Consider the following 16,534-nt stretch of genomic DNA (forward strand, 5'->3'; position numbering starts at 1 on the left):
GCGCGCAGGACCCGTGGCTACGCTCGCCTCCATGCAGCAGCGTTCGCTCGGCGCCACCGGCCTGAAGGTCTCCCGGCTGGGCCTGGGCACCATGACCTGGGGTCGCGACACCGACGAGCACGAGGCCCGTGACCAGCTGATCGCCTTCGCCGAGGCGGGCGGCACGCTCGTCGACACGGCGGCGGGGTACGGCGACGGGGCGAGCGAGGAGCTGATCGGCACCCTGCTCGGTGACGTGGTCGCCCGCGACGAGGTGGTCCTCGCGACCAAGGCGGGCATCTCACGGCGTATGGGCGAGCGGGTCACCAACACCTCGCGCGGCACCTTGCTCACCACGCTCGACGCGTCGCTGAAGCGGCTCGGCGTGGACCACGTCGACCTGTGGCAGGTGCACGTGTGGACCGACGAGACCCCGGTCGAGGAGACGCTCACCGCCCTCGATCTGGCCGTCACCTCCGGGCGCGTGTCCTACGTCGGCATCTCCAACTACACCGGGTGGCAGACCGCGCAGGCCGCGACCTGGCAGCGCGCGGTGCCCGGCCGCACTCCCCTGGCCTCGACACAGGTGGAGTACTCCCTGCTCAACCGCCACGTCGAGCACGAGGTCATCCCGGCCGCGCAGGCCCTCGGCCTTGGCGTGCTGCCGTGGTCACCGTTGGGACGCGGCGTGCTGACGGGCAAGTACCGCACCGGTACGCCGTCCGACTCACGCGCGGCGAGCGAGCACTTCGCCGGCTTCGTCGGCGCCTACCTCGACGAGCGCGGCCGCGGGATCGTCGAGGCCGTCGCGCGTGCCGCCGACGGGCTGGGCTGGACCCCGCTGGAGGTCGCCCTGGTGTGGGTGCGCGACCGTCCCGGCGTCACCGCCCCGATCGTCGGTGCTCGCACCGCCGCCCAGCTCGACGGGGCGCTCGGCATCGAGGAGCTGACCCTGCCCGCCGAGATCGTCGAGGCGCTCGACGACGTGTCCGCCGAGTAGACCCGAGGGGAGACCCCATGGCCAGGATCCAGCGACGCCCACCCGGGCGCGGTGTCGAGTGGGAGTTCGAGACGCTCGTCCTTCCCCAGGACTTCTCCCGCAACGTCGTCACGCGCGTGCTCGTCGACCGCGCGGAGCACGGAGGCTGGGAGCTCGACCGCCTCCGGATCGGCAACGACGGAAAGCGCCGCGTCGTGCTGCGGCGCAAGATCATCCGCCAGCGTCTGACGCTCTTCGCCGGCTGAGCTCGTCGACATGGGGTGCGGACCCCATGGCCCTTCCGGGCGCCCGGTGATCGACTCCTCGGAACGGGGCCGCCGGTCCCACGGAGGAGGACCCCATGCCGTCACGGCGTACGCGCAAGGTGGAGCTCGCGATCGTGGAGCTCGCCGTCGACCCCTCGGACGTGGACGCCGAGACCTATCCCGTCCGGATCCGGCTCACCCGCCCGTTGACGACGTACGAGGCCGAGGGGCTCGCGATGATCGAGCCGGGCCTGCGGTGCGAGGGCGACGCGATCGTCGTGCAGAGTGCGACGCTCGACGACGTCGCTCGTGCCCACGACACGTGGGCGGCCCGCCTCGAGCGGGTCCAGACCCGCGCCGGCGAGCTCGAGGGTGCGACCCTGGTCGCCGACCACCGACGGATCGACGCGCAGACCCGCCACGGCTCGCACCTGCTGAGCCAGTCGGCCGACGACCGCGGGATGCACTGAGCACGCGGCCCGGAGCTCACCAGCCCTGGGTGCCCGGCGCTCCCTTGAACGGGCCCGCGACGCGCGAGGTGATCCAGCCGCCGTAGAAGCTGCCCGGCTGTGGCTCCACTCGCTCGCCGTCGACCGTGCAGCGGTCGACGCGGCCGGGGTAGAGCGCGACGTGGTCGAGCAGTGCCTCGAAGCCCGCGGACGGCGTCGGGTAGGCCCACGCGATCGACCGCAGCACCTCGTCACCGACGACGAGGTCGAAGTAGTCGGCCGCGCCCTTCCACTCGCACCAGCTCGCGCCCTTCTGGGCCTCCCGGAGCACGCCGTCGGCGAAGGCGCTGCGCGGCAGGTAGTAAGTGGGCGGGTGGCTGGTCTCGAGCACGCGCAGGCTCTGCGTCGTGTCAGCGAGCACCAGTCCCCCGTGCTCGACGACGACGTGCTCGGTGCTCGGGTCGACCCGCGGCGGGCGCGGGTAGTCCCACACGGACTCGGTCATGTCGTCGAGCCTACGACCTCACTCCGACAACCCACGCGACTCGAGCCACGCTGTGCGCCGGCGGGCCGAGGCCTGGGCGAGCCATGCCTCTTGGACGATCTCGACCAGCTCGTCGCGGTCGACCTCGGCGACCCGCGAGGCCCGGAGCAGGACCGACGGGTGGCTGTCGAAGTGGGGCGTGGTGAAGAACGGCAGCCGCTCGTCCTGCACCAGCGCCTGCTTGTCGCCCTCGGAGCCGACCCAGAGGACGATCACGTCGTCGTAGCGCTCCCCCGTCTCCGGGTCCACCGCGTCGGGCCGGGGCGTCCGGAAGAACACGAAGGACTTGCTGCCGACCTGGTAGACGGGCCGGGCGGTGTCCGGGCGGTACGCCGTGACGTGCGGCATCGCCCGCGCCGTGGCGTGGATGTCGTCGACCGACGCCGGCCGGCTCACGCGGTCGCGGCCTCCGCCTTCGCCTTCAGCTCGCGCACCATCGCGTCCGGGTCGTCGGCGGAGTAGACGGCAGAGCCCGCGACGAAGACGTCGGCGCCGGCCTCGGCGCACCGCTCGATCGTCTCCAGGGAGACCCCGCCGTCGACCTGGAGCCAGGTCTCGACGTCGTGCTTGCGCATCAGCTCGCGTGCGGTGCGGATCTTCGGCAGGCACAGGTCCAGGAACTTCTGGCCGCCGAACCCCGGCTCCACGGTCATGATCAGCAGCATGTCGAGCTCCGGCAGGAGCGACTCGTAGGGCTCGATGGGTGTGGCCGGCTTGAGCGCCATCGACGCCCGCGCGCCCTGGTTGCGGATCTCGCGCGCCAGCCGCACCGGTGCCTTCGCCGCCTCGGCGTGGAACGTCACCGACCCGCACCCGGCCTCGGCGTACGCCGGTGCCCACCGATCGGCGTCCTCGATCATGAGGTGGACGTCGATCGGCTGCGTGGCGTGCTTGCTGAGCGCCTCGATCACCGGGAGCCCGAGGGTCAGGTTGGGGACGAAGTGGTTGTCCATCACGTCGACGTGCACCCAGTCCGCACTGGGGATCCGGGCGACCTCGTCGGCCAGGCGCGACAGGTCGGCGTTGAGGATGCTCGGCGTGATCTGGATGCCCACGGGTCGATCCTAGGGAATCGTGAGCCCGTCCATCCGCGCGGCACGACTGTTCGCGGGCACGACGACGTGCAGCGCGTTGCGGTCGACCTCGAACGTCGCCGTCGTGGACGCGGCGATCTCGCCGTCGACGTTGACCGGGAGCGGCTCGTCGGTGACCAGTCGGAGCCGGCGGGTGCTGACGTGGTGGACGCGCTCGTGGTCGACGAGGTGGCCGGTGCGGAGCAGGCGGGCAACCGACACATGGTCGCGCAGCCGCCCCTGCTCGACGGCGTACACGTCGAGGAGGTGGTCGTCGATCGACGCGTTCGGCGCGACGGTGAGCCCGCCGCCGTAGTGCCGGCCGTTGCCGATCGCGACCTGCATGAGGTCGGCCAGCTCCAGGACGCTGCCGTCGTCGAGCTCGAGGCGCGCAGCGAAGGGCCGGTGGTCGCGGTAGGCCGCCAGGGTGGCCGCCGGGTAGGCGAACCTCCCGAGCCGGCGCTTCAGTCCGGGCGTGAGGCGCTGGGTGACGGCGACCGAGAGGCCGACCGAGGCGACGTTGAGGTACGCGCGCCCGTCGACGCGGCCGAGGTCGACGTCCACGACTCGGCCAGTGACGAGCGTGTCGATCGCGCTCGCCAGCACCGACGGGATCTCCAAGGTGCGGGCGAAGTCGTTGGCCGTCCCCAGGGGCAGCACGCCGAGGGCCGAGCCGGTGTGCGCGACCATGCCGGCCGCGAAGCCAATGGTGCCGTCACCGCCACCGACGACGAGCAGGTCGGGCCCCGTCCCGAGCGCTGCGTCGAGCGCCTGCGCGAGCTCCGCCCCGCCGTCGACCGCGTGCACGGTCACCTGGTCCGCGACGCCCCTCAGCGCCCGCTCGACCAGCGGCAGGGCGCGAGCGCCGCTGCGGGCGCGGGTGTTGACGACGACGGCGACGCGGTCGGTACGGCGCAAGGCCGGGGTCTGCTGCATGTCTCGACGCTAGGTGGGCCACGTGAGAGGAGGGTGAGGACGACCTGTGCGCGCGCTGTGTCCGCGTCCCCCGGGGGTGGCGGCACATCGCAGTTGGCGGGCACCGAACAGCGCAATGTGCCGCCACCCCCGCCGGCGGGTCGGCCCGGGGTGGCGGCACATCGCGAATCGCGAATCTTCAACATTGCAATCTGCCGCCACCCCAACGACGGAGCGGGGCACAGAATCAGTCCTCGGGCTCCGGCGGGGCCTCCGCGCCTTCGGAGTCGTCGCGGTCGGCCCACGCGAGGAGGGGCGCGATGTCGAAGGGGTGGTCGTCGATGTCGGCGTGGAGGTCGCCGAGGTCCGCGAAGCGCGCCGGCATCGTGAAGATCGTGAAGTCGTCGGGTGTGCAGCCGTCCACCTCCTCCCAGCGGATCGGCGCGGAGACGCGGGCCTGCGGCACGCCGCGCACGGAGTACGCCGCTGCGATCGTGTGGTCGCGGGCGTTCTGGTTGTAGTCGACGAAGAGCTGCGACGGGTCGCGGTCCTTGCGCCACCAGGCCGTCGTGACGTCGCCGTCGGAGCGGCGTTCGACCTCGCGGGCGAAGGCCAGCGCGCCACGGCGTACGTCCTGGAAGCCGTGGTCGGGCGGGATCCGGACGTAGATGTGCAGCCCCGAGCCGCCACTGGTCTTGGGGAAGCCGACAGCGCCGAGCTCGTCGAGCACCTCGTGGGCGACGTGCGCGACCCGCTGGACGGTGGCCCAGTCGCACTCCGGACCGGGGTCGAGGTCGATGCGCCACTCGTCGGGCTTCTCGGTGTCGGCGCGGCGGCTGTTCCACGGGTGGAACTCGACGGTCGACATCTGCACGGCCCAGATCACGCTGCCGAGCTCGGTGACGCACAGCTCGTCGGCGGTGCGCTTCCACCGCGGGAAGAACAGCTGCACCGTCTCGACCCACTCGGGCGCGCCCGCGGGCAGGCGCTTCTGGTGGACCTTGTCGCCGGCCAGCCCCTTCGGGAACCGGTGCAGCATGCACGGTCGCTCGTAGAGCGCGTTGACGATGCCGTCGCCGACCGACAGGTAGTACTCGACCAGGTCGAGCTTGGTGGCTCCGGGGCGACCGTCGAGCGGCGGGAAGTACTCCCGGTCGGGGTTCGTCACCTTGACGACGCGGTCGTCGACCTCGATCTCGGTGAACGGCGACGCCATGATCAAGGACCCTAGCCGGGTCGGCTACTTGCTCGTCGCAACCTCAGCGGCGACAGGCACCTCGGCGACGGTGACCGTCACCGGCTCGGACCAGCCCTCGTCGGCGTACTGGCTCTCGGGGCGGTGCCAACGGAACTCGGTGGTCTCCGTGAGGGGTACGTCGACGCGCGCCAGGCCGCCCGGCCCGCCGAGCACCAGGTCGCCGACCGCGCCCCACTCGCCGCCCGGGCGCCGGGACTCGAGGACGAGCGGGTCGCCCGTGACGCGACCGCCCGGGTCGGTCACCCGGCCGGTCAGCGAGACCGACTGGCCGGCGTCGACCGACGTGCGGTTGACGTCGACCGCGGTGGCGAGGGTCGTGCCCTCGAAGTCGAACGTCGAGCCCGACCCGCGGACCTCGTCGATGTTGAAGGACGAGCCGTCGCAGCCGAAGCCGATGATCGAGAAGCCGGCGCCGTCGCCGTGCGCAGCGGCGAAGGCGGCAGTGGTCGCGGTCTCCGCGGGGCCGAGCGGTGAGAGCGTCGCCAGGTCGACGAGCGTCCAGTCGTACGCCGTCGCGGCCGTCGACACCGTCGTCCACGAGCCCGGCGGCGCCGAGAGCGCGGCGCGCCCACGCCAGGCGGTGCCGGGGACGTTGTCGGGGGTGATGCTCATGACGTAGGAGACGCCCTGGCTGCCCGAGGTCGACGCGACGGCGACCGTCGAGTCGAACGAGGCCAGTGAGTCGAAGCGGGTGAACGGGCCGGAGGCGGTGCCGGACGCCGCCGGCACCAGGCCGAGCGAGCGGCGACCCATGGGTGCCGTGTAGGGACCGAGGTTGAGCCGCGACTGGGGAGGCTGCGCGGCGCCGAAGAGGTTGTCGCAGCCGACATAGGTCAGGAAGACGTCGGGGTCGCCGGTGCTGGGGCCGGACAGCCGGTTGGCGCCCTCGGCAGCTTGTGCCGGAGCGGTGCCGAGCGCAGCCAGCGTCGTCGCAGACGCAACCAGCGCCATGGTGGTCCGCAACCGCATCCGTGTCCTGCTCCCCGATCACGCCACGCCTCGTGCGCCGCGCTTCACCACATCATGCTCGGCTGACCAAGCGATGTGAACAGATGTCTAGCAGGTGAATCCCCAAACTTTTCCCGGACTCACCTGTGCGGGTGATGGTCGGTGCCGTGACCTAGGTTGTCGTCATGCCGCTCCGGGGTGACGACGTCCCGCGCCATCCAGTGCGCCGGATCGAGGCGCGCACCGGGCACGACCTCAGCCCGACGTCGTACCCCGCGTCCATCCCGGCGGTCGCGCAGGTCCTGGCCGACGGGCTCGACCTCGGTCCGGGGGTGACCTTCCTCGTCGGTGAGAACGGCTCCGGCAAGTCCACGATCGTCGAGGCGGTCGCCACCTCGTTCGGGCTGTCGCCGGAGGGCGGGAGCACTCACAGCCAGCACTCGACCCGGCCCACGGAGTCGTCGCTCGCGGACGCGCTGCAGCTGGTGCGCGGAGCGGGGTCGACGAAGTGGGGCTTCTTCCTGCGCGCCGAGACGATGCACGGCTGGTACTCCTACATGGAGGGCATCGGCGGGGACGACCACGCCTTCCACGAGATGAGCCACGGCGAGTCGTTCCTCGCCGTGCTCGAGTCGCGGTTCACCGGCGCGGGCTTCTTCTGCCTCGACGAGCCGGAGGCGGCCCTCTCGTTCTCCTCCACGCTCGGCCTGGTCGCGGCCCTGCAGCGGGTGGTGGCCCGCAAGGGGCAGGTGCTGTGCGCGACCCACTCCCCCGTCCTCGCGGCGATGCCGGGTGCGCGGATCCTCGAGGCAGGTCCGTGGGGGCTGCGAGAGGCGGCGTGGGCCGACCTCGACCTCGTGGACCACTGGCGGCGCTACCTCGCCGAACCGTGGGCCTACCTGCGGCACCTGCAGGACGACTGAGTCAGCCGAGCGGCCGCCGGCGCAGGGTCGCGGCGAACATCGCGTCGGTCCCGTCACGGTGCGGCCACAGCTGGAAGCGGTCGACCTCGTCGGTGTCACCTCGCCGGCCCAGCACGGCGGAGACGACGGCGGTCGTCTCGGCGAGCACCGGTGAGCACGTCGCATAGACCACGACCCCGCCCGGACGCACCGAGTCGATCGCCACGTCGAGCAGCACCTGCTGCAGGCCGACGAGCACGTCGACGTCCTCGGGCGTACGCCGCCAGCGCGACTCGGCGCGTCGCCGCAGGGCTCCCAGGCCCGAGCACGGCGCGTCGACGAGCACGCGGTCGAAGGTGCCCGGCACCCACGGCGGTCGGGTGCCGTCACCGGCCAGCACGTGCGCCGTGCCGGGCGGCACAGCGCGCATCGCGGACGAGACGAGCGCGGCTCGGTGCGGCTGACGCTCGTTGGCGACGAGCCGGGCGCCGCGCTGCGCAGCGAGGGCGGCCAGGAGGGCCGCCTTGCCGCCCGGACCGGCGCAGAGGTCGAGCCACAGCTCGTCTCGCCCGTCGAGCTCGGCGTCGGCCGTCGCGAGGGCGACGAGCTGCGAGCCCTCGTCCTGCACGCCCGCGCGACCCTCGGCCACGGCCGGGATGCCCGCCGGGTCGCCGCCGGCCAGCACGACGCCGTACGGCGACCGGCTGGTGCGGGTGCCACCGGCGGCCTCCAGCTCGGCCACGTCGGCGAGCCCCGGCCGGGCGGCGAGCGTGACGCGGGGTGGCGCGTTGTCGGCCTCGAGCAACGCGTCGAGCTCGTCGGCGGAGCCCCCGTCGGACGCCAGCGCCTCGGCCAGGGCGTCGACCACCCAGCGCGGATGCGAGCGAGCCACCGCGAGGTGGCCGTGGAGGTCGCCGGACCGGTCGGGGGCGACCTCGGCGATCCAGTCGGCGGCCGAGCGCCTGCTCATCTTGCGGAGCACGGCGTTGACCAGCCCGGACGGACCGCGGCCGACGCTCTGGTGGACGAGGTCGACGCTCGTGGAGATCGCTGCGTGGTCGGGCACCCGCATCGATAGCAGCTGGTGGGCACCGAGCCGGAGCACGTCACGCACCTCGTCCTGCAGCTTCGGCTTCGTCAGGCACGCGTCGATCACCGGGTCGTAGAGCCCCTGCATCCGGATCGCACCGGACGCCAGCTCGGTGGCCAGGGCAGCGTCGCGACCCTCCAGCCCGTGCTTGCGCAGCACCTGCGGCAGCACGAGGTTGGCGTACGCCCGGTCGGCGCGCACGGCGGTCAGGACGTCGAGGGCCGCGCGCCGGGGGCGGTCGACCGGCCGGCGGCGCTCACTCACCGAGGTGCTCCCGCACCAGCTTCTTGGGGGCCTTGGTGGCCCACGCGTCGGTGATCACCTCGAGGAGCTCCTGGCGGCTGATCTCGCCGAGCTGCGACTGCCGGACCAGGACGGCCGAGTAGCCCCGGAAGTGGTCGATGGTGAAGAACGGCGTCGACCGGTCCTCGACTAGTGCGTTCTTCTCGACCTCGGTCGGCGTCATGATCACCACGACGTCGTCGTACATCTCCCCCGTGTCGGGGTCGACCGCGGTCTTGTGGGGCATGCGGTAGAGCACGAACCCCTTGCCCTTGTCGCCGCGTGGCACCTTCCACGTCGGCCGGTCGCCCCAAGAGGTGCCGAGCTCTGTCTCGGGCAGCGACCGGCAGATCTCGTCAATGTCCTCGGGCCGGGCCTGGCGACTGGCGCTGCTCATGCCCTCGACCCTAGTCACCGAAGCGGACGCCCGACTCGAGGCGTACGCCCCGGGCCCAGTCGGCTGCGGGCATCTGCTTCTTGCCGAAGGCCTTCACGTCGCCGAGCAGCACGGGTGTGGTGGCGGTGCCGACGACGACGGCGTTCTTGGTGGCCGCTAGGACGCCCGGCGCCACAGGCTCGTGGTCCACGTGCCGCACCGGTCCGATCTTGATCCGCTCGCCCTCGAAGGTGCTCCACGCACCGGGACCGGGTGTGCACGCGCGGACCTGTCGGTCGATCGCGACCGCGGGGGTGTTCCAGTCGATGCGCGCGTCGTCGACCAGGATCTTCGGCGCGAACGACACTCCGTCCTCCGGCTGCTCGCGCGCCTCCAGCGTGCCGTCCTCGATCCCGTCGAGCGTCTGCACGAGGAGTCCCGCCCCACCCTCGGCAAGGCGCTCGAGGAGGTCGCCCGCGGTGTCGTCGGGTCGGACGCGCTCGGTCATGATCCCGAACACCGGTCCGGCGTCGAGCGCCTTCACGATGCGGAAGGTCGTCGCACCGGTGACCTCGTCGCCCGCCCACAGCGCGTGCTGGACGGGCGCGGCCCCGCGCCACGACGGCAGCACCGAGAAGTGCAGGTTGATCCAGCCGTGCGGCACCAGGTCGAGCGCCGACTGCGGCAGCAGGGCGCCATAGGCCACGACGGGGCACGCGTCGGGATGCAGCGCCGAGAGAGCGGCCTGGAAGTCGGGGTCGCGGGGGTGCTCGGGCTTGAGGACTGGTACGCCGAGCTCCTCCGCACGCTGCGCTACCGGGCTCGCGACCAGCTTGCGGCCCCGACCGCTCGGGGCGTCGGGACGCGTCACGACGCCGACGAGCTCGTGCCGACTGGCGGCGACGGCGTCGAGCGCGGGGACGGCGACCTCGGGGGTGCCGGCGAAGACGACGCGCATCAGCGAGCCCCCCTCATCGGCCGAGCCCGCCCGTGGCGTGCGGACTGACCCGCACGGTGGGCTGCTCGAGCCCGAACCACTCCGACTCCCTGATCTCCTTCATCGCCGCCTTGCGGGCGTCGGTGTCGAGCTTGTCGATGAAGAGGATGCCGTCGAGGTGGTCGGTCTCGTGCTGCATGGCGCGGGCCAACAGCTCGGACGCCTCGATGCGCAGCGGCTCGCCGTGCATGTCGAAGCCGGTGGCGATCACGCGGAGCGCGCGCAGGCAGTCGTAGGTGAGCTCCGGGAGCGAGAGGCAGCCCTCGGCCCCGTCCTGCGTCTCGTCGGACAGCTCGAGCGACGGGTTCACCAGGTGGCCGAGCTCGCCCTCGACGTGCCACGTGAAGACCCTCAGGCCGACCCCGATCTGGGGTGCCGCGAGCCCGGCACCCGGCGCCGCGACCATCGTGTCGGTGAGGTCGGTGACGAGCTGGCGCAGCTCGCGGTCGAAGCTGTCGACCTCGATCGCGCGCTGGCGGAGCACGGGGTCACCGAAGAGTCGGATGGGCTGGACTGCCATGGCGCGCAGTCTAGGTAGGAGCCGCGTGTCAGATCGTGAGCGGGTCGACCTGGATCCGGACCGGGTCGAGCTTGCGGGCCGAGCGCACCCGCTGCAGGTCACCGAGGGCTGCGGACAGGTCCGCACCGCTGGTCCGTGGCACCCGGAGCACCACCCGGTGCTCGTCCTCGAGCGGGACCGGGCCCAGCACCTCGGCGCCCTCGGGGAGGTCGAGCAGGTGCAGGACGTCGTCGAGCGCACCCAGCTCGCCGGTGACGGTGGCCATCCGCGCGGCGGGCGGCAGGTGCGCCTGCGAGCGCTCCTCGACCTCGCGTCGCGCGAAGCCGGCCGGGTCCCAGCGCACGAGCGCCTGGAGCGCCGGGTGGGCAGGATCGCCGACCGCCACGACGTGGCCGCCGCGGCGTACGAGCGCTCCGGCGTTGAGCCAGCGACGCAGTGCCTCCTCGGAGGCCCGCAGGTCGTCACGCGCGAGCGTCAGGTATGTGTCGAGCAGGACGACCGCGGCGTAGCCCTCGGCGGCCACCGGCTCGGCGCCGACCGTCGCCACGACCACGTCGGCGGCGGCCCCCACCCGGGCGAGCACCCGATCGCCCGAGCTGCTGCGCACGGTTGTGCCGGGGAACATCCGCCCGAGCTCCTCGGCGGTGCGAGCCTCGCCCCGGACCGGCGCGCGGAGGCCACGACCACCGCAGGACCCGCAGGCCCACGCCCGCTCGGCGTGGCCGCACCAGCGGCACTGGGGCGGGACGGCCGGCCCCGGCTGCGCCAGCGGTCCGGTGCACACGGTGCAGCGGGCGGGCGCGCGGCAGGTGTCGCAGGCGAGCGACGCGGCGTAGCCCGCGCGCGGCGTCTGGACGAGCACGGGACCGGTCTCGAGACCACGGCGGATGGCGTCGTAGGCCGTCCGCGGGATGCGGGTGCCGACCTGCCGGTCCTCCGCGGGCACCACCTCGGCGCGCACCCTGGCGCGGAGCACGTCGCGCGGCACGGCCAGCTCGTGGGCCCAGCCCGACGCGAGCAGCTGCTGCGCCTCGGGAGTGCGGGCGACGCCGCCGAGCAGGGCCGCCGTCGCCTGCTGCTCGGCCCGGGCGAGGAGCACCTCGCGCGTGTGGGGGTAAGGGGCGCGCGGCTCGGCGTGGAGGTCGTCGCCGTCGTCCCACAGCACGACGAGCCCGAGGTCGTGCACGGGGGCGAAGGCCGCCGAGCGAGTGCCCACGACGACGCGCCGCGCGCCTCGGGAGACGGCCAGGAAGTCGCGGTAGCGCTTCGCCGGGCCGCCGTCCGCCGTCAGGCAGACGTGGTGGCCGTCGCCCAGCACCTCGGTGAGGGCCGCGTCGACCCGGTCGACGTCACGGCCGTCGGGCACGCAGACCAGCGCGCCCCGCCCGGCGGCGTACGTCGTCGCCACCGCCTCGGCCACCATCCGCGGCCAGTCGTCGGCGGGCGCGGCGGACCACACCGCGCGCGGATTCTCGCCTGATGCCAGGCGACGGAGGAAGGCGCCGGCGTGCTCGACCTCGTCCCACGCGCCGGGCGTCACCGAGGGCGGAGCGGGGGCGGGCGTCGAGGTTGCCTTCTCGGCGGTCGCGTGCCGGGGCGGGACAGCCAGCCTGAGGATGTCGGACCGGGCACCGGCGTACCTCGTGGCGAGCGTCGCGCTGAGCTCGGCGATCTCGGGGGCGAGCACCGGCTCGGCGCTCACCACCCGCCGCAGCGGCTGAAGGGACCCGGTGTGGTCGGTCTCGGTGCCGCGCTCGACGACGTAGCCCTGGACCTCCTGGCCGGCGAAGCGCACCTTGACCCGGGCGCCGGGGACGGCGGTCTCGGCCATGCCCGTGGGGACGGCGTAGTCGAACGGCCGGTCGAGGTGGGCGAGCGCGATGTCGACGAGCACCCGGGCGACGGGGTCGACCGCCGCCGGCTCCCAGGACGCGGCGGTGCGGCGCCGGGTCGCCGCCGCCTTGGCCTTGGCGTCGTCCACGGCAGCACGAAGCCCCGGGAGCATGTCTGCTTCCGGGGCGTCGTGTGTGGTCATGCGGGCGATTGTGTCAGCGACTTCCGACAGCTCGATCGCGCCATCGAGCCGCTCTGGGGTTGTCAGGCTCTCGCTGAACTTGTCGGCCCGTGCACGGCCTGACAACTTCAGCGATCCCCGGTCAGCCGGGGATCACTGAGACAACACGCCCGATCAGATGCCGGCGGCGGCCTTCAGCTTGTCGGCGCGGTCGGTGCTCTCCCAGGTGAACTCGGGCAGCTCGCGGCCGAAGTGGCCGTAGGCCGAGGTCTGCGCGTAGATCGGGCGCAGCAGGTCGAGGTCACGGATGATCGCGGCCGGACGCAGGTCGAAGACCTCGAGCACGGCCTCCTGGATCTTCTCGTCGGTCACGACGCCGGTGCCGAAGGTCTCGATGAAGACACCGACCGGGGCGGCCTTGCCGATGGCGTAGGCGACCTGAGCCTCGCAGCGGCGCGCGAGGCCCGCGGCGACGACGTTCTTGGCGACCCAGCGCATGGCGTACGCGGCCGAGCGGTCGACCTTCGACGGGTCCTTGCCCGAGAAGGCGCCGCCGCCGTGGCGGGCCATGCCGCCGTAGGTGTCGACGATGATCTTGCGGCCGGTGAGGCCGGCGTCGCCCATCGGGCCGCCGATCACGAACGTGCCGGTCGGGTTGACCAGCATGCGGTAGCCCTCGGAGGGCAGCTCGAACTTGGCGAGCACCGGGTCGATGACGTGCTGCTTGATGTCGGCCTCGAGCTGGGCGTGCTCGACCTCAGGGCCGTGCTGGGTCGAGAGGACGACGGTGTCGATGCGCACGGGGCGGTCGTCCTCGTCGTACTCGATCGTGACCTGGGTCTTGCCGTCGGGACGCAGGTAGGCGAGCGTGCCGTCCTTGCGGACCTCGGTGAGCCGCTGCGCGAGCCGCTGGGCGATCGTGATCGGGAGCGGCATGAGCTCCGGAGTGTCGTCGCAGGCGTAGCCGAACATCAGGCCCTGGTCGCCGGCGCCGCGCTTGTCGAGCTCGTCGTCCGACGACCCGACGCGCGACTCGTGACCGGCGTCGACACCGGCGGCGATGTCGCTCGACTGGGCGCCGATGGCGACCTGCACGCCGCAGGACGCGCCGTCGAAGCCCTTCTCCGAGGAGTCGTAGCCGATCTCGAGGATGGCCTTGCGGACGATGTCCGCCACGGGGGCGTACGCCGTGGTGCGCACCTCGCCGGCGACGACGACAAGGCCGGTGGTCAGCAGGGTCTCGACCGCGACGCGCAGGTTGGCGCGGTCGCCGTCCTCGCTCATCAGGTAGTCGAGGACCGAGTCGCTGATCCGGTCGGCGATCTTGTCGGGGTGACCCTCGGTCACGGACTCCGAGGTGAAGAGGCGTCCTGCCACGTTGCTCTCAATTCTTGTCTGGAACGGTGAGTGAAAAACGTACCTGCTGCCCAGCATCCGGGACTGATGTCTCAGTCGGCGAATCGCCGGACGACCTCGTCCCAGATGACGTGGGAGAGGGCGGTCTTGCTGCCGTGGGGCACCTCGACGGAGGCGCCGTCGGAGCCGAGGACCACTGCCTCGTTGTCGCTGCTCCCGAAGACCGCTCCCCCGCTGACGTCGTTGACGACGAGCAGGTCGCAGCCCTTGCGGGCCAGCTTGGCGCGACCGAGGTCGAGCACCGAGCCGGTCGCGTCGCCGGTCTCGGCTGCGAAGCCGACGATCACCGCCTCCGCGCGGGCCCGGTCGTGGGAGATCTCGGCGAGGATGTCGGGGTTCTGCTCGAGCTCGATCGCGGGTGCGGACCCGTCGGCGGCCTTCTTGATCTTCGCGTGGCTGACCGCGGTCGGCCGGAAGTCGGCCGGCGCAGCCGCCATGACCACGGCGTCGGCGGTCGCAGTCGCGGCGACGACGGCGTCGCGCAGCTGGGCGGTCGTCTCGACGCGTACGACGCTGACGCCGGCGGGGTCGGGCAGCGACACGTTGGCACTGATCAGCGTGACGTGCGCTCCCCGCGACGCGGCGGCCCGGGCGAGGGCGTAGCCCTGGAGGCCGGAGGACCGGTTGCCGAGGAACCGGACCGGGTCGAGGTACTCCCGGGTGCCGCCGGCGGAGACGACCACCGTGCGGCCGGCGAGGTCGAGGGACGCGTCGGCGCCGCGGTCGAGGACGCCGCGGACCAGCTCGAAGATCTCGGCGGGGTCGGGGAGCCGGCCCTTCCCCGTGTCGGCGCCGGTGAGGCGACCCTCGGCGGGCTCGATCACGACCGCGCCGCGCTGGCGCAGGGTCGCGACGTTGGCCCGGGTGGCCGGGTGCTCCCACATCTCGGTGTGCATCGCCGGCGCGAAGACGACCGGGCAGCGCGCCGTCAGGAGCGTGTTGGTGAGCAGGTCGTCGGCCAGGCCGTGGGCGGCCTTCGCCAGCAGGTCGGCGGTCGCCGGGGCGACCACCACGACGTCGGCGTGCTGGCCGATCTGCACGTGCGGCACGGCGTGGACGTCGTGCCACACCTCCGAGGAGACCGGCTTGCCGGACAGGGCCGCCCACGTGGGGGTGCCGACGAACTCCAGGGCGGAGGCCGTCGGCACCACGGTCACGTCGTGGCCGGACTCGGTGAACCGGCGCAGCAGCTCGCAGGCCTTGTAGGCCGCGATGCCACCGGAGACACCGAGCACCACACGAGTGGTCATCGCGAGGCTCGCGTCACTCCGTGGCGTCGCCCGCAGCGGCCTCGGCGGCAGCGGCCTCGGCGGCGGGGTCGATGTCCTCGCAGGTCAGGAGGTCGTCGTTGATCTCGCGGAGCGCGATCGAGAGCGGCTTCTCCTGCACGTGGGTGTCGACGAGCGGGCCGACGTACTCCAGCAGGCCCTCACCGAGCTGGGAGTAGTAGGCGTTGATCTGGCGAGCACGCTGGGCGCTGTAGAGCACCAGCTTGTACTTGCTGTCGGTCTTGCTGAGCAGGTCGTCGATCGAGGGGTTGGTGACGCCCTCGGCGGCGATGGTGGGAGAAGCCACGGTGATGGTGCCTCGCAATGCAGCTAGGAGGAATTGGATCCAACCATCAAGGCTACCAACTGCTCGGCCGCAGCGTGAACTTCGTGGTTGACGATGGTCACGTCGAACTCGCTCTCGGCGGCCAGCTCCGCCCGTGCGGTCTCCAGCCTGCGCTCGCGCTCGGCCTCGCTCTCGGTGCCGCGGCCGACGAGGCGGCGTACGAGCTCGTCCCACGACGGCGGCTTCAGGAAGACGAACAGCGCGTCCGGCATCGTCTCGCGCACCTGGCGCGCACCCTGCAGGTCGATCTCCAGCATCGCCGGGTGGCCCGAGGCCAGCGCGAGGTCGACCGGACCGCGGGGCGTGCCGTAGCGGGCGGCCTTGTGCACCACCGCCCACTCGAGCAGGTCGCCCTTCTCGATCATCGCGTCGAACTCCTGGTCGGAGACGAACCAGTAGTGGACGCCGTTCTCCTCGCCCGGTCGCGGCGGGCGGGTGGTCGCCGAGACGGACAGCCAGACCTCGGGGTGCGTACGTCGTACGTCCGCGGCGACGGTGCCCTTGCCGACCGCGGTCGGGCCGGCGAGCACGATCAGGCGGGAGCGGCGGGTGGGGTTGCTGGTTCCCGACTCGATCACGACGCGTCGGGGCCGAACTCGCGCTCGAGCGCGGCGACCTGCTTCACACCCAGGCCGCGGACCCGGCGGCTCTCGGCGATGCCGAGGCGCTGCATGACCTGGCGGGCGCGCACGCGGCCGAGGCCGGGCACCGACTGGAGCAGCTCGACCACGCGCATCTTGCCGATGACCTCGTTGGTGCGACCCTCCACGAGGACGTCGAGGATCGAGCCCCCGGAGTTCTTCAGGCGGTTCTTCACCTCGGCACGCTCGCGGCGGGAGGCCGCAGCCTTGTCGAGGGCTGCCTGGCGCTGCTCGGGCGTCAGTGGGGGCAAGGCCACGAAGAAGGTCCTTC

General features: G+C 72.7%; 20 protein-coding genes. 4 read left to right on the forward strand and 16 right to left on the reverse strand.

What is annotated here, in order from left to right:
* The first annotated feature begins 31 nt into the window (after window positions 1–31).
* The 3 genes from EUA06_RS10650 to EUA06_RS10660 all read left to right on the forward strand — a co-directional run bounded on the left by EUA06_RS10650 (window position 32) and on the right by EUA06_RS10660 (window position 1,694).
* A complete protein-coding gene (locus EUA06_RS10650) occupies window positions 32–979 on the forward strand; it encodes an aldo/keto reductase (protein WP_129475369.1) in 948 nt (315 codons plus the stop codon).
* A 17-nt stretch (window positions 980–996) separates the two neighbouring features.
* Entirely contained in the window at window positions 997–1,224 is a 228-nt protein-coding gene (locus EUA06_RS10655) for a DUF5703 family protein (RefSeq protein WP_129475371.1), read from the forward strand.
* 95 nt (window positions 1,225–1,319) lie between these two features.
* Window positions 1,320–1,694: a hypothetical protein gene (locus EUA06_RS10660; RefSeq protein ID WP_129475373.1), complete on the forward strand. Its 375-nt coding sequence runs from the start codon at window positions 1,320–1,322 to the stop codon at window positions 1,692–1,694.
* Window positions 1,695–1,710: 16 nt separating this feature from the next.
* Here EUA06_RS10660 and EUA06_RS10665 read toward each other — a convergent pair whose 3' ends face one another.
* From EUA06_RS10665 to EUA06_RS10690, 6 genes are all read right to left on the reverse strand, one after another.
* Entirely contained in the window at window positions 1,711–2,178 is a 468-nt protein-coding gene (locus EUA06_RS10665) for a DUF427 domain-containing protein (RefSeq protein ID WP_129475375.1), read from the reverse strand.
* An 18-nt stretch (window positions 2,179–2,196) separates the two neighbouring features.
* The gene (locus tag EUA06_RS10670) at window positions 2,197–2,613 is read right to left on the reverse strand and encodes an MmcQ/YjbR family DNA-binding protein (RefSeq protein WP_129475377.1); all 417 of its coding nucleotides are present in this window, start codon (window positions 2,611–2,613) and stop codon (window positions 2,197–2,199) included.
* Window positions 2,610–3,272 (reverse strand): ribulose-phosphate 3-epimerase, encoded by a 663-nt coding sequence (gene rpe, locus EUA06_RS10675; RefSeq protein WP_129475379.1) that lies wholly within the window; start codon window positions 3,270–3,272, stop codon window positions 2,610–2,612. Before rpe ends, EUA06_RS10670 begins: the two co-directional genes overlap by 4 nt.
* 9 nt (window positions 3,273–3,281) lie before the next feature.
* Complete coding sequence (locus EUA06_RS10680; protein ID WP_129475381.1) at window positions 3,282–4,226, reverse strand: lipid kinase; 945 nt, start codon at window positions 4,224–4,226, stop codon at window positions 3,282–3,284.
* A 226-nt stretch (window positions 4,227–4,452) separates the two neighbouring features.
* Entirely contained in the window at window positions 4,453–5,421 is a 969-nt protein-coding gene (locus EUA06_RS10685; RefSeq protein WP_129475383.1) for a DNA polymerase domain-containing protein, read from the reverse strand.
* A gap of 24 nt (window positions 5,422–5,445) precedes the next feature.
* Complete coding sequence (locus EUA06_RS10690; RefSeq protein ID WP_129475385.1) at window positions 5,446–6,432, reverse strand: hypothetical protein; 987 nt, start codon at window positions 6,430–6,432, stop codon at window positions 5,446–5,448.
* A 164-nt stretch (window positions 6,433–6,596) separates the two neighbouring features.
* Here EUA06_RS10690 and EUA06_RS10695 point away from each other — a divergent pair, with 164 nt between their 5' ends.
* Window positions 6,597–7,334: an AAA family ATPase gene (locus EUA06_RS10695; protein ID WP_129475387.1), complete on the forward strand. Its 738-nt coding sequence runs from the start codon at window positions 6,597–6,599 to the stop codon at window positions 7,332–7,334.
* A gap of 1 nt (window position 7,335) precedes the next feature.
* On the opposite strand, the gene EUA06_RS10700 is transcribed toward EUA06_RS10695, so the two are convergent.
* The 10 genes from EUA06_RS10700 to mihF all read right to left on the reverse strand — a co-directional run bounded on the left by EUA06_RS10700 (window position 7,336) and on the right by mihF (window position 16,520).
* Window positions 7,336–8,667, reverse strand: a complete 1,332-nt coding sequence (locus EUA06_RS10700; RefSeq protein WP_129475389.1) for an RsmB/NOP family class I SAM-dependent RNA methyltransferase — start codon at window positions 8,665–8,667, stop codon at window positions 7,336–7,338.
* Window positions 8,660–9,082 carry an MmcQ/YjbR family DNA-binding protein gene (locus EUA06_RS10705; protein WP_129475391.1) on the reverse strand — a complete coding sequence of 141 codons (423 nt, stop codon included), beginning with the start codon at window positions 9,080–9,082 and terminating at the stop codon, window positions 8,660–8,662. Before EUA06_RS10705 ends, EUA06_RS10700 begins: the two co-directional genes overlap by 8 nt.
* A 10-nt stretch (window positions 9,083–9,092) precedes the next feature.
* On the reverse strand, window positions 9,093–10,019 hold the full coding sequence (fmt, locus tag EUA06_RS10710) for a methionyl-tRNA formyltransferase (protein ID WP_129475393.1): 927 nt from the start codon (window positions 10,017–10,019) through the stop codon (window positions 9,093–9,095).
* A gap of 13 nt (window positions 10,020–10,032) precedes the next feature.
* Window positions 10,033–10,578 (reverse strand): peptide deformylase, encoded by a 546-nt coding sequence (gene def / locus EUA06_RS10715; RefSeq protein ID WP_129475395.1) that lies wholly within the window; start codon window positions 10,576–10,578, stop codon window positions 10,033–10,035.
* A 28-nt stretch (window positions 10,579–10,606) separates the two neighbouring features.
* Window positions 10,607–12,613: a primosomal protein N' gene (locus EUA06_RS10720; protein ID WP_165354342.1), complete on the reverse strand. Its 2,007-nt coding sequence runs from the start codon at window positions 12,611–12,613 to the stop codon at window positions 10,607–10,609.
* Between the two features lie 153 nt (window positions 12,614–12,766).
* Complete coding sequence (gene metK / locus EUA06_RS10725) at window positions 12,767–13,969, reverse strand: methionine adenosyltransferase (protein ID WP_129475396.1); 1,203 nt, start codon at window positions 13,967–13,969, stop codon at window positions 12,767–12,769.
* 71 nt (window positions 13,970–14,040) lie between these two features.
* Window positions 14,041–15,258 (reverse strand): bifunctional phosphopantothenoylcysteine decarboxylase/phosphopantothenate--cysteine ligase CoaBC, encoded by a 1,218-nt coding sequence (gene coaBC, locus EUA06_RS10730; protein ID WP_129475398.1) that lies wholly within the window; start codon window positions 15,256–15,258, stop codon window positions 14,041–14,043.
* A 13-nt stretch (window positions 15,259–15,271) separates the two neighbouring features.
* Window positions 15,272–15,583: a DNA-directed RNA polymerase subunit omega gene (gene rpoZ, locus EUA06_RS10735; RefSeq protein WP_056600245.1), complete on the reverse strand. Its 312-nt coding sequence runs from the start codon at window positions 15,581–15,583 to the stop codon at window positions 15,272–15,274.
* Between the two features lie 23 nt (window positions 15,584–15,606).
* A complete protein-coding gene (gene gmk / locus EUA06_RS10740) occupies window positions 15,607–16,200 on the reverse strand; it encodes a guanylate kinase (protein ID WP_242498087.1) in 594 nt (197 codons plus the stop codon).
* Entirely contained in the window at window positions 16,197–16,520 is a 324-nt protein-coding gene (mihF, locus tag EUA06_RS10745) for an integration host factor, actinobacterial type (RefSeq protein ID WP_129475400.1), read from the reverse strand. Before mihF ends, gmk begins: the two co-directional genes overlap by 4 nt.
* Window positions 16,521–16,534: the final 14 nt, after the last annotated feature.

The sequence above is a fragment of the Nocardioides glacieisoli genome, assembly GCF_004137245.1.
GTDB lineage: Bacteria > Actinomycetota > Actinomycetes > Propionibacteriales > Nocardioidaceae > Nocardioides > Nocardioides glacieisoli.